This window comes from Geoalkalibacter sp., assembly GCF_030604225.1.
Taxonomy (GTDB): domain Bacteria; phylum Desulfobacterota; class Desulfuromonadia; order Desulfuromonadales; family Geoalkalibacteraceae; genus Geoalkalibacter.
Map to the genome: position 1 here is coordinate 1 of NZ_JAUVWH010000077.1, position 15,339 is coordinate 15,339.

A 15,339-nucleotide genomic window follows, 5' to 3' on the forward strand; every position below is an offset into this window, starting at 1 on the left:
CGACCTCATCGGCCTGTGCAAGTTCTTCGACATCGCCAAGGGCATCGGCACCGAGATGGTCCAGACCTGCCTCAAGAGCGAACTCGGCCTGGAGGTGAGCACCGCCGAGCTGCGCGCCGCCGTGCGCCGCGCCTTCCTGCGCGGCCTGGCCCTGGAACTGCGCCAAGGCTACAGTCGCGAGGAATATGCCCTGCCCGCCGAGGTGTTCGACGATCCCAACCCCCACCTCAGGGTGCCGCGCATCGCCACGCGCGAGTTTTTCGATGAACTCGCGCGGCGCGTGTGGGCGGTGTTCGAGGCGGAACTGGAGCCGTTTGCCGCGGAGATGGGAGCGGCGCTTCACGCCGACCCGGCTTGATTCCCGCGCCGCGTTCTGCTAGGGTTGCCGCACCATGACGACTCTTTTCTGCGTACATACCCAAGCATACGGCGTAAATTCGCCCCTGGTGCATCGGCGGCCGGCCGCAGGCATCGGGGTTTGCAAGGACGGATGTTGACCGAATATCCTGATCACCCAAGCAACCCGTTTTCGCCAGGCCACGGATTTTCAGCTCCGTGGCCTTTTTTTATGTTTTTTCAGTGTGTTAAATCCCGCCCTGGTGTGCCCGGGGCGGATAACTCCAAGGAAAGGCTCAACGACCATGAACGAACGACCTTTGACTTTCACCGATTACGATGTGGAAAGAATCGAGGATCTGCTTGAGGGAGCGCGGCATCTGCCCGCGCGCAAGCGTGAGGGCCTGGAAGCCCTGGCCGAGGAATTGGGCAAGGGCCGCATCGTCGCGTCCCGCCAGGTTGCGCGGGACATCGTCACCCTCAATTCCCGGGTGCGGCTGCGCGACCTCGACAGCGACCGCCTGATGGAGGTGACCCTGGTGTTGCCCGGGAGCGCCGACCTGGCGCAGGGCCGGATGTCCGTGACCTCACCCATCGGCATGGCGATTCTTGGCTTCGCGCAGGGCGATGTTGTGGAATGGCAAGTCCAATCGGGGATGAAAAAGATCCGCATTGAAGAGATTCTCTATCAGCCCGAGGCCGCCGGCCATTATCACCTTTAGGCCCGCAAGACTTGGCCGGCCCGTCCGGCAAGGGAGATTGCCATGGCTTCTTTTCATCCGCTGCGCGCCTGGCGGCCAAGGGTCGCCATCGATGTCGGGACGGCGTTCATCCGGGTGGCCACAGACGGGGAGGGCATCGAAACCTTGGTCGGAGCCGGGGCACTGCTGCGCCAGGGAGTCGTTGCCGACCCCGAGGGCGTTAGCGCGCTGCTCCGCCCATGTTTGGATAAGCTCAATAGATGGGGAATCCTCGGTCCTCGCGTGTTGGTTGGTGTGCCCACCGACGCGCGGGACGAGGAACGCGCCGCCCTGTGTCGCGCCCTGCGCGCCGCCGGCGCGGCCGAGGTCGAACTGGTGCCCGAGCCGCGTGCCGCCGCCTTGGGCGCGGGCGTGGACTTAAGTTCCCCCTATGCGCAGATGATTGTCGATGTGGGCGAGGGCGTGACCGATTGCGCCATTTTTCGCGCCGGCCGAATCCTCGCGGCACGCGCCCTGCGGATCGGCTGCGCCGATTTGCGCGAGCAGCTCCGCCGCGGGATTCTCGAAACCCACGGGGTTCGCGTCGATTCCGCCACCGCCGAACGCATCCTGATTGCGGTGGGTCTCGACGATGACAACACGAGTCCCGCAACCCTGGACTTCTGCCCCTCAGCGCTGGACGCCGCGGCACTACTGACCCTGGCACGGACGGAGTTGGTCGCCATGCTGGCGCCCGTGGCTGAAAAAATCCTCGCCACCATCGCTGATTTCCTGCGTGGCCTGCCCCACGAACCCGGCTGCGAAATCATCGAAAGCGGCATCCTTCTCACCGGCGGCGGCGCCATGCTGCCGGGCATGGCCCGGCGCTTGTCCGAAGCCACGGCCATCCCGGTTCGCACCGCCCCCAATCCCCTCGCCGCCGTCATCCTCGGTCTGCACGCCATGGTGGCTGCGTCCGCATAAAAGGGACAGGCTGGTTTTCCCCAAGAAAACCAGCCTGTCCCTTTGGTTTGGCCCGTTGCGTAGGGTGCCGTTGGGGTCATGAGAAATGGCAATATGCCAAGCCTGACCCCGCTGCGTGTTCAAAGCTCTTCATGCGCTACCCTGGTTTCAGGGTAGCGCATAAGCCAGTTCGACATAGTCGATCCTTGGGCTATGCGAACCGGTCGGCGTTGGATACTCAACGCCGTTGAGAAGGATTTTGTCCTCGTGCCTGCGCACCAGCAAGTCCATCTCATCCGTTGTCCGATTGCGGGCACCGACGGGTTGTTCCATGGTGAGGTGCAGCACCAGCCATCCTTCCATGTCCCTGAGGTCTCCCGAGACCGCGCGGCGCATGTCGGTCACGCCGGTCATTCTCACGCCCGGGTTCAAATACACCCCGGAAATACGTTGGCTTGCCGCATCCAGTTTGAGCTCGATATATGCGGGCTCCCTTCTACCCGGATCGGGGTGGACCATGATAAATCGGCGGCTTTCGTTGAGTGCTTCGTGGTACAGCGTGCGTTGCAGCGCCTGCCACTGTTCATCGCTCTGTTTAAGCTCAAAGCTGCCGCTGCCGCCGAGTTTCAGCCGCCCCGCGAGCTGCGGGGATGAACCGCCGTCGCTGACCCGCAGTTCCCACACCTGATTGCGAATCTGCATGCTGAACATGTTTGTCGAAATGCGTGCGCCGGGACTAGCTGGAATGTCGAGGAAGCGCAACTCGATAAAGGGGCCGCTCGCGGATTCCCGTACCTGGCCTTTAAACGTCACCGTCGACTTGAACATCGGGTAGAAGGCGCTTGCTTGAACCGCTCCGCTCTGATCGATGTTCAGTTTCAGGGACACGGGGTTGGGTTCGCGGTTGGGCCAATGGGGAATGAAACCTTGAAAGACGTCCTCTGGGCTTATGCGCGCCAAGGCCTTGCGCTGAGCGTCGAGGCGTTCATTGAGAGCTGCGCGATCCAGCGCCTCGGCCAGTTCCAAGGTTGCGGCGTACCCCGGCAGGTTGATGCCCTGGGCCCAGTAGCCGGTGAATTGACCCGTTGCTGAATCCCGTTCCAGGGTGTATTGCCGACCGATTGCTTCCAACAACAGCAACGCCTTATCCCCCTCGACCATGATGCTTGCGCGGCTGATCGGCAGGATCTGGAGGCTGCCTGTGTGGTTGTTGGTGACGGTTATTTCACCGCCCAGGTTTCCGGAGCGCTCATCGCGCAACAGCAAGATCTGATCGCTGCTGCCGTTGGGTTCGTGCTGCAAGGGTGAAGCCGAGCGGCCGCTCAGCAGGGCGTAATCCTTGAGCAGGCTGTTGATCGACTCTTGCAGGGCGGCAACCCGCATCTTTTCATCCTTGAATTTTTTAACGATCTGGGCGTGCATTTTCTGATCTTGACGAAGTTCAAGCTCGAAATCCCGGCCCTGTCCGTAAGAGACCCTACCCGCGATCTGGGGCCGCTTGTCGTCGCCGCTGATTTCCAGGACAAACTGGCCCTGGGTTGCGCTAGGACGGGTTGTTACGGGTTCAAGTTGCTGACCGAGTTGCACGTTCAACTGAAAGTCTCCAGTGCGATTTTCCACTAGCGCGCCTTCGATGCGCGCCAATACCGGTGGACTGTTGTCATGCACGGCCTTGCCGGAAAATCCCCCTGACGGTTGGCTCCCCGCTGGCATTCCCGTGTCGGTTTCTCCCAGGATCAGGGCGAGCATCGGCGGGCTGGTGGGCTGTGGGTCGCGCACGCCGAGTACGAGCCCGGGCTGGCTGAAAAACGCATCCAAAGCCTCGATTCGCTTCTTTCGTGCAAGGGCTTTGGCAACTTTCTCTTCCTCAAATGCTTGCGCCAGTGTTTGCCCGGGTTTCAAGCGCCGAAAGCGCTGGACCTCGGTGGCTTGAACGCCGCGCTGGCTTCTGAGTTCGAGTTGGTCTCCGGCCAGGCTGGTGTCGTAAATTATCGTTTCACCATCGGGCGTGGTCAGGCTGAGTCGGCCGCCTTCGAGAATGTTGTAGCTCACCATGATGCCGCTTGAGCCCCTGAGGGCCACCTGTACCTCGAGAGTCACCAGCGCCTTGTTGTCTTTCAGGAACTCGATGCCGAAAAGGTCGCCCTCGGTCATCCGAAACCAGATCCCCGTGATCTGGCCGGCTTTGCTCAGTGCCTGGCCCTTGACGGGTTGGTCACTTGCCGCGGACCCGCCCGGCGAGGTTTCCTCGCTGCGCCCGCAGCCGGCGAGAAGCAATAACAGCGCCAGAAGGCAGACGATGGCGATCCTGGTGAAGCCGTTGGCATGGAATTGTGTGTTCATCTCGGAACTCCTTGCCGTAATGGGTTGTAACCTCATGCGCGAAGCGATGATTTGTCAGGATCGTCGGGTCCTTGTTGACAACCCTCGGAGGGGCTGGTCCGCAGAGAACGCCCAACGCGAACTTCTGGCGTGAAGCGGGCTTGGATAAGAATGGTAAACGGCCGAGCCACATGCCAGGACGAATCATCGAATCATCCTTTGGTAGCTCGGCCATCTTTGAGGAGTGAGGAGGTAAGATCCGCCGCTTTCCGTCCCTGTCTTGCGGCAGGGTTGGCTTTTTCATGGATGCTTGGTTAAATTCATAGCACCAATTTAATACTAAGCAAGTCATCTTTTGCCGCGCTCTTCTTGTCCCTGTCGATTTTTCATTGCGAGGGCAGGTGCGGAAAAAGTCTGATTTCGCCGGCGGAGAATGACCGACCCAGGCTGTTCGCTTGAAGGGTGATTTTTCGGTGATATAGGTATCTCCAGATGGATACGGTTCAGCGCGAATCTTTGCGCGCTGAACCGTTCCGACATTGCATGGAGGCCCTATGTCGACAAAATTTTGGGATGGACATGGCGACCGCCGTCTGGTTCCCAGGCTTTCGGCCATGATTTTTCTCGCAGTTGCCCTGACTGCCCTTGGCGGAGCAAGAACCTTCGCCGCGGGGACAACCTCCATCGAGATGGTGGAGCTCATCGAAATGCTGATGCCGCCGCAGGGGGAAGCGGAGGCCCTGGGTGACTGGTCCTGGGGCGCGCAACCCGGCTCGCCGATCACCTGGGCGACGACGGGTATTGAGGAAGCCACTCCCGAGGAACATAAAGCCGGTTACCCCTATCGGCGCGTCGGTAAGGCGGTCCTTGACATCGATGAGAAACCCACGCACCAGATTCTGGAGAAAAATGTCGTCCCCGGCAAATGGAACATTATTCTTCTGGGGCCGCGTGGCGGATTTACCCGCGTGATCCTTAATACTTTTACGGGCGGGGAGCTTGGCGGCGGCATGCTGCTGAAGAGCCTGGAAACCCAGTTGCCCTCTCGCCATTACCGGTGCAAGCCGGACTCGATTTCCAGCGGCAATGAGGTGTTTGTCGTGGAGGTTCCCGGCAAAAAGCCGATCTGGATCAATGAGGAGTGGTCGTGCGGTTCGGGTGGGTGCGGTGTTTCCCTGGATATCGTGTTCACGAAAAAAGCGGCCGACAAGTTTGCGTGCTTCTGACCAGGCGCAGGCCGCGCATTCCAGGCAAAAAAGGGGGAAAAATTGCTCCCTGGTAGATTCACCCTCACAAAGGAGACTGTCATGAATGGCGCTAGTTTAAGCAGCTTCAGCACGATATCTGTTTCGGTGAGGAGTCTCTTTCATTTCATGCCGTGGACGGGTCATCAGCTCGTAATTTTTCGCTCGTCGCTTACGGCATCGGGGTTCACTTCGCCCCGGACGTTGTCGGATCGGGGTATCGGTTATCGCCTCATGGAGGTCGGCGATAAGCCTGGCACGCTCTGTCCTGTTCAACTTCCCCTGGTTCAAATGGGGCTCCCAGTTGCGCAACGCCTGGAGGCTTCCCTTGAAGCTGACAAGCCGGACTGCAAGGTCCGTCGCCTTGGCTGCCTCACCCATCAACCGCCGGATACAGTTGTAGGCGATAAAATGCATCAAGACTTCTTTCCGGATCATGTCCGGCGTCTGGCACCGCAGGACGTCCATCCCCATGGTCGTCTTGATGTCGCGGAAGAACAGCTCGACATCCCAGCGTTGGAAGTAAAGGTCGGCAAGTTCTCCAGCGGTATAGCGCGCGGCATCCAGAAGCGTGGTGACGATATAAAAGTGCTGAACCCTGAAGCCCGGATAGGGAACCGTGACCTTGATCTGGCGTAAGGTTAAATCTTCCGGAAGTTGCTCCCACTCCTCTTTTGAATACGAAAGTTTGTCCGTATACCGGGGGCAGAAGTGTCCGGCATGCTGATTCCCGTTCCGTCGACGACGATCACCCGTCGGCCGTTCAGCCGACCGATCTCCGACCCTCCTTCCGGATGACCAGCCGTATGGCCGAAAATCTCGGCGAGCGTCTGGATATCGAGCTTCTTGCGGGCCGTGCAATAGGAAGAGGTCGAGGACGAAGGGAACGTGATTCCCTTGAGAGAGGCATAGGATTGCAGCTTGCGGATCACTTCCTTGCAACCGCCATCGGCATCGAGCACTTGGCTGAAGAAAGCCCAGAAGGTGTTCTCCTTGGAGAAAAGCCTTCTGCGACTCATGGCCCCCTCTTTCTCTGGCTTGAGAAGCTGCCGGGGGATGAATTTTTCAAAGACCTCGCCGATTTGCTTGAACGTCTTCCGTTGCAACAAAGCCAGCCTTTCGGCAAGTTTCTGTTGCTCCGAACGGGGCTTGCGGCGAAGGGTCTGGAGGTGGAAACCCGGGAACATTGGCTGTGAATTTTTCATGGCCCATTATGCCATTTATAGCCAATATTTTCAGGTGCTTTTCTATGGCAAGAGACCTTAAACTAGCGCCATTCCAGCCTGTCCCTTTTGTTTTGCCTGACACCGCCAGAACCCGCAAGCCCTACCGTCCCCCCACCGCTCCATCCCGTCGCTGGTCGGCGCCGCCGATCAGGACAGCCTGCCCCGTGGCGGATCTGACGACCTGGATGATCGCCAAGCCGCTGGTGTGCGCGACGATGTCCACCAAACGCTCTTGCAGCGCGGCCGCCGGATCGCTGTGGCCGCGTGCCATCAACGCGGTGGCCAGGGCTTGGACGTCGTAATCAAGGGTGACGCCGGGGAGCGGGGCTTCGAGCTCGGTTTGGCCGTTGAGGTTTATGATGTGCGGCACCTGGATCGTCTGCTGGGGGTCAAGGCCAAAGGCCAGGATGTTGAGGAGCGACTGGGCGGTGTAGCCGATGATGCGCGCGCCGCCCGGCGAGCCGGTCACCAGCGCCACCCGGTCGTCAGGAGCCAAAACAATGGTCGGCGCCATGGAACTGCGGGGGCGCTTGCCGGGCTGCACGCGGTTGGCCAGGGGCCGGCCGGCGGCATCCCGGGGCGCGAAGGAAAAATCCGTGAGCTGATTGTTGAGGAAAAACCCCTGAACCATGACGCCGTTGCCGAAGGCGCTTTCGATGGACGAGGTCAGGGACAGGGCGTTGCCGTAGCGGTCCAGGACGGAGATCTGGCTGGTTCCCTGGCTGGGCGCGACATTCTCGGCGGCATGCGTCTCTTCGGCGCCGGGCGGCATCCCCGGCGCGGCGCTGCCCATGTCCCACGGGGTGATGAGCGCGGCGCGCGCCGCGAGGTAGGTTTCGTCGAGCAGCCCGGCCACCGGCACCTTGACGAAGTCGCTGTCGGCGACATAGAGATTGCGGTCGGCGAAAGCCAGGCGCATGGCCTGGGTGAAAAGATGCACGCTGTCGACATCCAGCGGGCTTGTTCCCAGCAGATCGGAGCGTAGTTCCATGAAGCGCAGAATCTGCCCCACGGCCAGGGCACCGGAGGAGGGTGGCCCCATGCCGCAGACCTGGTGGCCGCGAAAAGCGACGCACACCGGAGGACGTTCGACCACCTGGTAGTTCTCCAGGTCCGCCGCGGTCAGGTCGCCGGGGATCCGGCGGTCGCCCTGGACCGCGGCGACGATGGCTTCGGCCAGGGGGCCAAGATAGAAGGCGTCGGCTCCCTCCGCGGCGAGGCGCTCGAGGGTCTCGGCATAGGCCGGGTTGCGCATCCAGGTTCCGGCGGGCTTGGCGGTGCAGGTTTCGGTCTCGACGAGGTAGGCGAAGGCCGCCGGGTCGCGGAAAAACAACCGCTCATCCTCGGCGCAGGAGGAATTTCTGGCCAGCAAGTCGGAAGCCAGGGCGCTGGTGCGTGCCGTGAGGGGAAATCCCTCGCGGGCCAGGGTCCGGGCCGGGACAAACAGTTCGGACCAGGGCAGTCGACCGTAGCGTTGGTGCAGGTGTTCCAGCAGTCTGGGCACGCCGGGCACGCCGACGGATAGACCGCTCTGCCAGGCATGGTGAAACTCCATGGGGCGGCCCTGGATCAGAAACCGATCTTCCCGCGCCGCCTGGGGCGCCTTTTCCCGGCCATCGACGGTGATCGTTCGGCCCGTTTCTGTCTGATGATAGACGACGAAGGCGCCGCCGCCGAGGCCGCTGGACTGGGGCTCAACCAGCCCCAGTACCGCCTGCGCGGCGATCATGGCATCGACCGCCGTGCCGCCCATTTCAAGGATCCGTGCCCCCGCCTGCGTCGCCAGGGGGTGTGCCGTGACCACCATCTCCCGGGTGGTCGTGACGGCGGTCGGCAGGGCGGTCTCCGTCGGCACCGGTCGGGCGCAGGCGCCGGTGAAGCATAGGGTCAGGGCGATCAGCAATCCTTGGATGCTCATCCTTCGTGCCGTCTTCATCAATCCCTCGCCCTTTCAATTGACAAAACGCGCCCAACTGACGTATACAAACGGCTTGTTTTCCCCGGTTGTGCAGTGCCCCGGCAGGTTCGTTTCCCCGCGAAAAGACCCCCGCTCCGCTCAATCCCATGCACAGCTTCCGCGGCCTTTGGTCCGCGCACCCCATCCGAATCTCGGTTCGTGAAAGAGAGACCTGTCCATGATCAACCTCAAGCCTGAAGTCGTCGCGCAGCTCGAGCGGGTGCTCGGCTCCGTGGAAATGCTGCTGCCCAAGGCGGTCAAACCCATCGACTGGAAGACCTGCTACGCCGCCAACTGGCGTCGGCACTCCTTTTCCGGTTACCTGGAGCCGGTCAAGGTGACGGACACCACGCGCCTCGACCAATTGATCGGCGTCGAGGAGCAGAAAAAAATCATGGTCAACAACACCCGCCAGTTCATCAAGGGGCTGCCGGCCAACAACGCCCTGCTTTGGGGCTCACGCGGCACGGGCAAGTCGTCCATCGTCAAGGCGCTGCTCAACGAGTTCGGCGACCAGGGGCTGCGCGTCATCCAGGTGGAGAAGGATGATCTCATCTACATCTCCGAGATTTTCGCCGCCATCGAGGATCAGCCCTACCGCTACATCATGCTCTGCGACGATCTGACCTTCGAGACCGGCGAGCTTTCCTACAAGATGCTCAAGAGCGCCCTGGACGGCTCGGTGTACTCGGCGCCGGAAAACGTGCTGATCTACGTTACTTCCAACCGCCGTTACCTGTTGCCCGAATACGACGGCGACCACCTCGGCGGCAAGTACGTCAAGGGCGAGCTGCAGCAAAGCGAAATCCAGGAAGAGAAAAGCTCCCTCTCCGACCGCTTCGGTCTCTGGGTGCCGTTTCATGTGTTTTCCCAGGATCGCTACCTCGAGGCGGTCAAATTCTGCCTGGAGCGCTGGAGCGAGAAGCTCGGGCGCGAGGTACCCTGGAGCATGGATGTGGAAATGGCCGCCATCAAGTGGAGCCACGACAAGAGCAAGCGCTGCGGCCGCACCGCCTTTCAGTTCTCGAAGAACTGGGTGGGCAAGTACCTGCTGGCTGCGTAGGGATGAAAAGAAGGGGCGGGTTGTTGCGACAACCCGCCCCTTCGCGATTGGGGCCGACGGCGGGGAAAACCCCGGAGGGATCATGTATTAGTAACGTCCCTTGCCGGGGCCCTGGCCGCCCATGCCGCCCCCCGGTCCCATGCCCTTGCCCATGCCTTTCTGCGGCGGCTCATCGGGCAGGCTGATGCCCTGTTCCTTGGCACGCTGCTTCATCTTCTCGTGATGCTCGGCGCGGATGCGCTCGCGCTCCTCCTCATTCTGTGCCGCCTTCATGCGGTTCTGATACTCAGCGCGCTCCTCGGCGCTCATCATCTGGCTGCCGTAGATCTGCTCCTGCGTCTGCTGCATCTCCTGCATCTGCTGCTGCATGCGCTGCTGTCCGGCGGCCAGAACCTGCTGACCCGCCAGAAGCATGACTCCGACCGCCACCGGTACCCACCACTTCGCTGCGTTCATCTGCTCCTCCCTGTTTCCGACGATTCTGATTCCCACAACATTTCGGGCTTTTCCCTAGGTACAGGTCTATCACTGTCAGGGGGCAAGTCAAATGGGATCGGGCAGCTCTTCCTGGAAGCGCAGCACCGCGCCGCAGGCCTTGCAGGTGTAGATGCGCCGGCCGCGGCGAATGCGCTGGTGGCGGATGCTGGTGAGCTGGTGCTCGCGGCAGGTGCAGGCATAGATGAAGCAGCGCTCGACGGTGCGTGCCGGGGTCAGGGCCAACTGATGGGTGCGGCGCGGCGCCAGGCCGAAGCAGTCCTCCATGACGTCCCGCCATTCGGGGCCATGGGGTTTGCATCCTGGCCCGAAGCGCGCCACCACGATGAGATGGGCGATTTCGTGGGGTACGGTGTCGTCGAGCATGTCGGCGGGATGCAGGGCGTAGGCTTCGAGGTTGAAGCGCAGGCGGAAGTCTTGCGCCTGCTTCTTCCGGCCGAGGGACCTGACCCGCCAGCCCGCCTGGCCGGCCATCCTGCCGCGCAGGGAAAAGTCGAGTGTCGGTTCGGGCAGCGCGCCGAGGCCGTAATGCCGACAGGCTTGGCTCCAGGCGTCTTGCACGGCCTGGCGGATCAGGCGCATGGCCTCTTCGGGGGTTTGGGAACCAGGGGGCGTGGACATCTTGTTCATGGCAATCCTGAAAATCCTTGGCGGCAGGCTGCGGCGAGACGGGCAAACACGCACCGGCCTCAGTAAATCTCCTCGCGGTAATCCGGAACCTCGGCGTACCAGCGGGGATGCTGTCGAGCGCGCGCGATGGCCGCCTCGACCTGGGCGATGAGCTGCTCGCGGTCCTTGGGGTAGCTGCCCGCCAGTTGCAGGAAGTTGGAGACGTGATTGGAGCGCAGGATGGTGCGCCGAGGCGCGAGATGGTCGAGCAGTTCGCGGACCTCCTCGAGAATGCCGCCGCGGCTCAGGGGTGTGATGCCGCGCAGAAAGTCGTCGTTGTGGCGGTGAAAGAGGGTCAGCAGGGAAAAATACTCGGGCGAGAGCTCCGTCACCCATCGCGCCGTGGCGCGGGCGTGCTCCAGGGAGCGCTCCGCACCGGCCAGGCCGAGGATGGCGGTCACCGAAAGCTTCATCCCGGCCTCCTGCGCCTTGCGGCAGAAGGCAAGCAGGTCCGCGGCCGCGTAGCCCTTGTCGATGGCCGCGAGGGTCGGGTCGTCGCCGCTTTCCAGGCCGAAATAGAGGATGCGCAGCTTGTTTTCGCGCAGGGCTCTGAGCTCGTCGGTGGTTTTGCCGGCGAGGCTGACCGGCGAGGCATAGCTGCCGATGCGCGTCAGGCGCGGAAAGGCGCGGTTGAGGGCGGCGAGGATGTCCAGCAGCCCCTCCTGGGGATAGATCAGGGCGTCGCCGTCGGCGAGAAAAATCCGCTGCACCCCGGAGCGATGGGTGGCGGGGATGCGCGCGATCTCGGCGTGGATCTCCGCCGCCGACCGCAGGCGAAAGACTTTGTCCTTGTACATGCCGCAGAAAGTGCAGCGGTTGCGCGAGCAGCCCAGGGTGATCTGGAAAATCAGGCTGTGCGCCTCGCTGGGCGGGCGAAACAAGGGATGGTCGTAGTCGAAATAGCCGTACATGCAATCTGCCTCGGTGCGAAGAATGGTCCCTACCTTAGCACAGCCGGGCGGCGTGGCCCAACAGGTTCTCACGGGCGGCGGACGGGCGTTTCGCCCCTTGACAGCGGCGCGTGAATCGCCCATCGTCCTGCCATGTCCGACGCGCTTCCCATTCTCTATCAGGACGAGCACCTGGTGGCCGTGCACAAGCCCGCCGGTCTGCTGGTGCACCGCAGCTGGATCGACCGCCACGAAACGCGCTTCGCCCTGCAACTGGTGCGCGATCAGCTCGGTCGGCGGGTGTTCCCCGTCCATCGCCTCGACAAGCCCACCTCGGGCGTGCTGCTCTTCGCCCTCGATGCCGCCGTCGCCCGCACCCTGGGGCAGGCGTTTCTCGCGAATCAGGTTGAAAAAACCTACCTCGCCGTGGTGCGCGGCCTGCCCCCGGCGGAGGGCCTCATCGACCACCCCCTGCGCGAGGAATACGATCGCCACGACGACCCTCGCGCTCGCGCCGGCAAGGACCCGCAGCCGGCCCGCACCCGCTTTCGCACCCTGGCGACGGCGGAGCTGCCCTTCGCCGTGGGGCGCTATCCCACCAGCCGCTACGCCCTGGTGCAGGCCGCGCCCGAAACCGGGCGCAAGCACCAGCTGCGCCGTCATTTCAAACATCTGTGCCATCCTCTCATCGGCGACACCAAGTACGGCGAGGGGCGCCACAACCGCTTCTTCCGCGACCACTTCGCCTGCCGGCGCCTGCTGCTGGCGGCCGTCGAACTGCGTCTGCCCCATCCCGCCGACCCTCGCCTCTTGACCCTGACCGCACCCCTGGAAAACAGTTTTGCCCGCCTGCTTGATCCCCTGGGTTGGCGCACGGCCGTGCCGGAGCGTTTTCTGTCCAGGGGAACCACCTGAGCTTGCCTGAAAAATCCCCCGCACCGGCCAGATTTTCCGATAGATTGCCTGCTTGAGTCTTCGGGGGTTGCCCCTATACTGGTACCAAGGTGAGAGGTTGATGCATGCCGACCTCTGGTGGAAAGTCAGGCTGTGCTGCCTGGTGCCCTAGGACATGCCCACGCGGCCGCCGATCTGTTGCTACTGTTTACGGAAAGACAGAACCGGTCATGGCCCAGCCCAGGTTTATCAAGCGCCTTCTGGCAATTATTCTCTGTCTATCCCTGGCCATGAGCTCATGGGGCTGCATGGCCAAACCTCCTTCCCTGGGCCTTCACGAACAGCTCCAAAAACAACGGATCGCCCTGTTGTCCGAGCCTTCGGAGGTTGACATTTCGCTCGAGGTCTTTGCCAGGAGCAAGTCCGAGGGGGCGCTCAAAGGCGCTGGGCAGGGGATCGTCGGAATGCTTCAGGGGTTGGGCGGGGGCAGTTGTTCTGGCGAGTATTGCGGCGCGGCGTTGTTGTTTTATCTGGCCATATCCGTGGTGGTCGGGGGCACCGTCGGCGCGATTCAGGGTAGCATGGATGCCTCATCCTCTCAGGTCGGTGCGGAGATGGAAGCCTTTGTCGAGGAGCGGCTGGCCGAGATTGTTTCGCAACTTGATTTGTCGCGCAGAGTCTTGAAGCGGAGTGCGGAGATGGGCGGGCCGATTCTTGAAATGGTGGATCGGGAAGGCACGGAGCAAAGCCTGAGCGACTCTGAATTACGCCTTCTCGCCGCCCGAGGCTACCAGAAAGTTCTTACCATCAGGCTCACAGGCTGCAATTTTCGCGGCATCGGTGTACAAGGCGCGGATCCCCTGCTTGGTCTGGAACTTAACGCCTCGACCCGCATAACCGATACAGAGCGTCGGAATGTGGATTATCGCCGCGAGTTTCGACTATCTGGAACCATCCGGCGTTACTCCGAGTGGCGCGCCCTGTCGCCTGCGGCGCTTCATGCCGAGCTGGATTCGGCCTTTGAGCGTCTGGCCGCGGACGTTGTCGATGCCCTTTTCCTCAGCTACGATTTGCCCATTGATTCTGGCTCCTGGCATTTCCGGGAACCCATGATTATGGATGCTGCTGGCTTTGTCCGGTTGAGCCTCCGCTGAAAATCGACTTTTTCCCATTGACCACCCAGGTGTGGCCGACTGTTTTTTCAAGGCAGCCACGCTTGGAGTGGCAACCATTTCCCGACGAGGTCAGGCAGGCGCGATTGGTTGAGCATTTTGGAGAGCCGGCCGAGCATGTTCGCTACGATTTGCGCATCTGGGAGGTGATTGGTGGCCAGAAAGGCCAGCTGGTGTATGAGCGTACCGCGCTTCCCGCCGTGGCGCACCAACTTGAGGAATCGCTCAAACCCCAGGGGGCGTATTTTTGGAGTTTCCGCGCTTGTTTTTCTCTGGGAAAACGGGTCGCCTGCACACCCTGGGCATTTTCTCTTGTCCCCGCAGCGCCCGATGCTTGTGAGAGCACCAGCGTTGGCCCAGAGAATTATTATCGCTTTCGCACACCCTGAATCCGCAGGGCGCGACATCCAACACAGAAAGGCAGAAGGGAGGACGAAATCAAAGGTTGTTCAGCTATTGATCAGATTTGTCCTGCACCATTCATCCCAGGGAGGCGTCCATGAAAAGGTTGGTTTGTCGGAAGGCGCGTTTGTACGGGCTGGTTGTTCTCCTTACGATCCTGCTGGCGCCGTGCCAGGGTTTTGCCAAGCAGGAGGATCTGCGGGTCATGACCCGCAATCTCTACATCGGTCTGGATCTTCTCGCCGTGGCCGAGGCCCCCGATTTTATCGGTGAAGCCCAGGCCGCCCTGGGGATTGCCGCCGCAAGCTACCGCGAGCGCGTCGCGGCCCTGGCCGCGGAAATCGCCGAGCAGCAGCCGCACTTGGTCGGTCTGCAGGAGGTGTACGATTTCACCTTCAACGATCAGAACTTCGGTCCTCCCTTTCCTTTCGTCGATTTTCTCGACGAACTGCTGAGTGCCTTGCAGAGCCGGGGGGTGGTGTATGAGCTGGTGGCGGCCATGAAAAATACCGACATCGCCATACCCCTGACCCTGCCCATGCTGGGCGAGGGGACCGTGCGCGTCATCGACCGTGATGTCATCCTGCGGCGCGCGGACGTGGCGGCCTCACCCGTCGATTTGACCGGCCTGTGTCGCACCCTGCCCGAGTGGGACGGCTGCAACTACGGTTTGGATATCTCCTTTTTGCCCATCCCCAACCCGCCGGTCCTGCCCAATCCGGCTGATCCCGCCAACCCCATCGTCATCGAGCGCGGGTTGGTCGCCGCCTACATCCTGTTCGACGGCCAGCCCCTGGTGTTTGTCAACACGCACCTGGAGGTCAGGGAACTCGGCATGGCCCAGGGCCTGCCCGTCGGGTTCTATCAGTCCCTGCAGGCGCTGGAACTGGTGGAGATTATTGAGGTGCTAGCCGCCGAGTTGCAGGTGCCCATCCTGGTGGGCGGCGACTTCAATTCCTCGTCCCAGGATAATTTCCTCCACGACTTCGGCGCCTTTGTGCTGACGCCCCCCTACCGGCAGATGGC

At 61.9% G+C, this 15,339-nt stretch carries 15 protein-coding genes, 1 pseudogene and 1 riboswitch; of the genes and pseudogenes, 10 read left to right on the plus strand and 6 right to left on the minus strand.

Annotated elements, in window-relative coordinates; genetic code table 11:
- From QAT43_RS09485 to QAT43_RS09495, 3 genes and pseudogenes are all read left to right on the plus strand, one after another.
- Positions 1–358, plus strand: a pseudogene (locus QAT43_RS09485) (aldehyde ferredoxin oxidoreductase C-terminal domain-containing protein); the annotation flags it as partial.
- Positions 359–641: 283 nt separating this feature from the next.
- Positions 642–1,058, plus strand: a complete 417-nt coding sequence (locus QAT43_RS09490; RefSeq protein WP_305042824.1) for a GreA/GreB family elongation factor — start codon at positions 642–644, stop codon at positions 1,056–1,058.
- Between the two features lie 42 nt (positions 1,059–1,100).
- Entirely contained in the window at positions 1,101–2,000 is a 900-nt protein-coding gene (locus QAT43_RS09495) for a rod shape-determining protein (protein ID WP_305042825.1), read from the plus strand.
- Positions 2,001–2,147: 147 nt separating this feature from the next.
- Here the strand turns inward: QAT43_RS09495 and QAT43_RS09500 are convergent, their stop codons facing one another.
- Complete coding sequence (locus tag QAT43_RS09500; RefSeq protein WP_305042826.1) at positions 2,148–4,322, minus strand: hypothetical protein; 2,175 nt, start codon at positions 4,320–4,322, stop codon at positions 2,148–2,150.
- Positions 4,323–4,519: 197 nt separating this feature from the next.
- Positions 4,520–4,607: riboswitch (cyclic di-GMP riboswitch) on the minus strand.
- A 248-nt stretch (positions 4,608–4,855) separates the two neighbouring features.
- On the opposite strand from QAT43_RS09500, the gene QAT43_RS09505 reads away from it, so the two are divergent.
- Positions 4,856–5,527 (plus strand): hypothetical protein, encoded by a 672-nt coding sequence (locus QAT43_RS09505; RefSeq protein ID WP_305042827.1) that lies wholly within the window; start codon positions 4,856–4,858, stop codon positions 5,525–5,527.
- 96 nt (positions 5,528–5,623) lie between these two features.
- Here the strand turns inward: QAT43_RS09505 and QAT43_RS14860 are convergent, their stop codons facing one another.
- Positions 5,624–6,487, minus strand: a complete 864-nt coding sequence (locus tag QAT43_RS14860) for a transposase (RefSeq protein WP_442900234.1) — start codon at positions 6,485–6,487, stop codon at positions 5,624–5,626.
- Here QAT43_RS14860 and QAT43_RS14865 point away from each other — a divergent pair.
- The gene (locus QAT43_RS14865) at positions 6,460–6,741 is read left to right on the plus strand and encodes a hypothetical protein (protein ID WP_442900235.1); all 282 of its coding nucleotides are present in this window, start codon (positions 6,460–6,462) and stop codon (positions 6,739–6,741) included. The two genes, QAT43_RS14860 and QAT43_RS14865, sit on opposite strands and share 28 nt — an antisense overlap.
- Positions 6,742–6,871: 130 nt before the next feature.
- Here QAT43_RS14865 and QAT43_RS09520 read toward each other — a convergent pair whose 3' ends face one another.
- A complete protein-coding gene (locus QAT43_RS09520; RefSeq protein ID WP_305042830.1) occupies positions 6,872–8,689 on the minus strand; it encodes a gamma-glutamyltransferase family protein in 1,818 nt (605 codons plus the stop codon).
- A gap of 217 nt (positions 8,690–8,906) precedes the next feature.
- Here QAT43_RS09520 and QAT43_RS09525 point away from each other — a divergent pair, with 217 nt between their 5' ends.
- Positions 8,907–9,791 carry an ATP-binding protein gene (locus QAT43_RS09525; protein WP_305042831.1) on the plus strand — a complete coding sequence of 295 codons (885 nt, stop codon included), beginning with the start codon at positions 8,907–8,909 and terminating at the stop codon, positions 9,789–9,791.
- 87 nt (positions 9,792–9,878) lie between these two features.
- On the opposite strand, the gene QAT43_RS09530 is transcribed toward QAT43_RS09525, so the two are convergent.
- The 3 genes from QAT43_RS09530 to QAT43_RS09540 form a co-directional block, all read right to left on the minus strand.
- Positions 9,879–10,247 carry a hypothetical protein gene (locus QAT43_RS09530; protein WP_305042832.1) on the minus strand — a complete coding sequence of 123 codons (369 nt, stop codon included), beginning with the start codon at positions 10,245–10,247 and terminating at the stop codon, positions 9,879–9,881.
- An 87-nt stretch (positions 10,248–10,334) separates the two neighbouring features.
- The gene (locus QAT43_RS09535; protein ID WP_305042833.1) at positions 10,335–10,916 is read right to left on the minus strand and encodes a SprT family zinc-dependent metalloprotease; all 582 of its coding nucleotides are present in this window, start codon (positions 10,914–10,916) and stop codon (positions 10,335–10,337) included.
- Positions 10,917–10,975: 59 nt separating this feature from the next.
- Positions 10,976–11,866 carry a radical SAM protein gene (locus QAT43_RS09540; protein WP_305042834.1) on the minus strand — a complete coding sequence of 297 codons (891 nt, stop codon included), beginning with the start codon at positions 11,864–11,866 and terminating at the stop codon, positions 10,976–10,978.
- Between the two features lie 132 nt (positions 11,867–11,998).
- On the opposite strand from QAT43_RS09540, the gene truC reads away from it, so the two are divergent.
- The 4 genes from truC to QAT43_RS09560 form a co-directional block, all read left to right on the plus strand.
- Positions 11,999–12,760: a tRNA pseudouridine(65) synthase TruC gene (truC, locus tag QAT43_RS09545; RefSeq protein WP_305042835.1), complete on the plus strand. Its 762-nt coding sequence runs from the start codon at positions 11,999–12,001 to the stop codon at positions 12,758–12,760.
- Between the two features lie 209 nt (positions 12,761–12,969).
- On the plus strand, positions 12,970–13,893 hold the full coding sequence (locus tag QAT43_RS09550) for a hypothetical protein (protein ID WP_305042836.1): 924 nt from the start codon (positions 12,970–12,972) through the stop codon (positions 13,891–13,893).
- A gap of 62 nt (positions 13,894–13,955) precedes the next feature.
- Positions 13,956–14,300 carry a hypothetical protein gene (locus QAT43_RS09555; protein WP_305042837.1) on the plus strand — a complete coding sequence of 115 codons (345 nt, stop codon included), beginning with the start codon at positions 13,956–13,958 and terminating at the stop codon, positions 14,298–14,300.
- Between the two features lie 110 nt (positions 14,301–14,410).
- A partial coding sequence (locus QAT43_RS09560) for an endonuclease/exonuclease/phosphatase family protein (protein WP_305042838.1) occupies positions 14,411–15,339 on the plus strand: 929 nt, incomplete at its 3' end.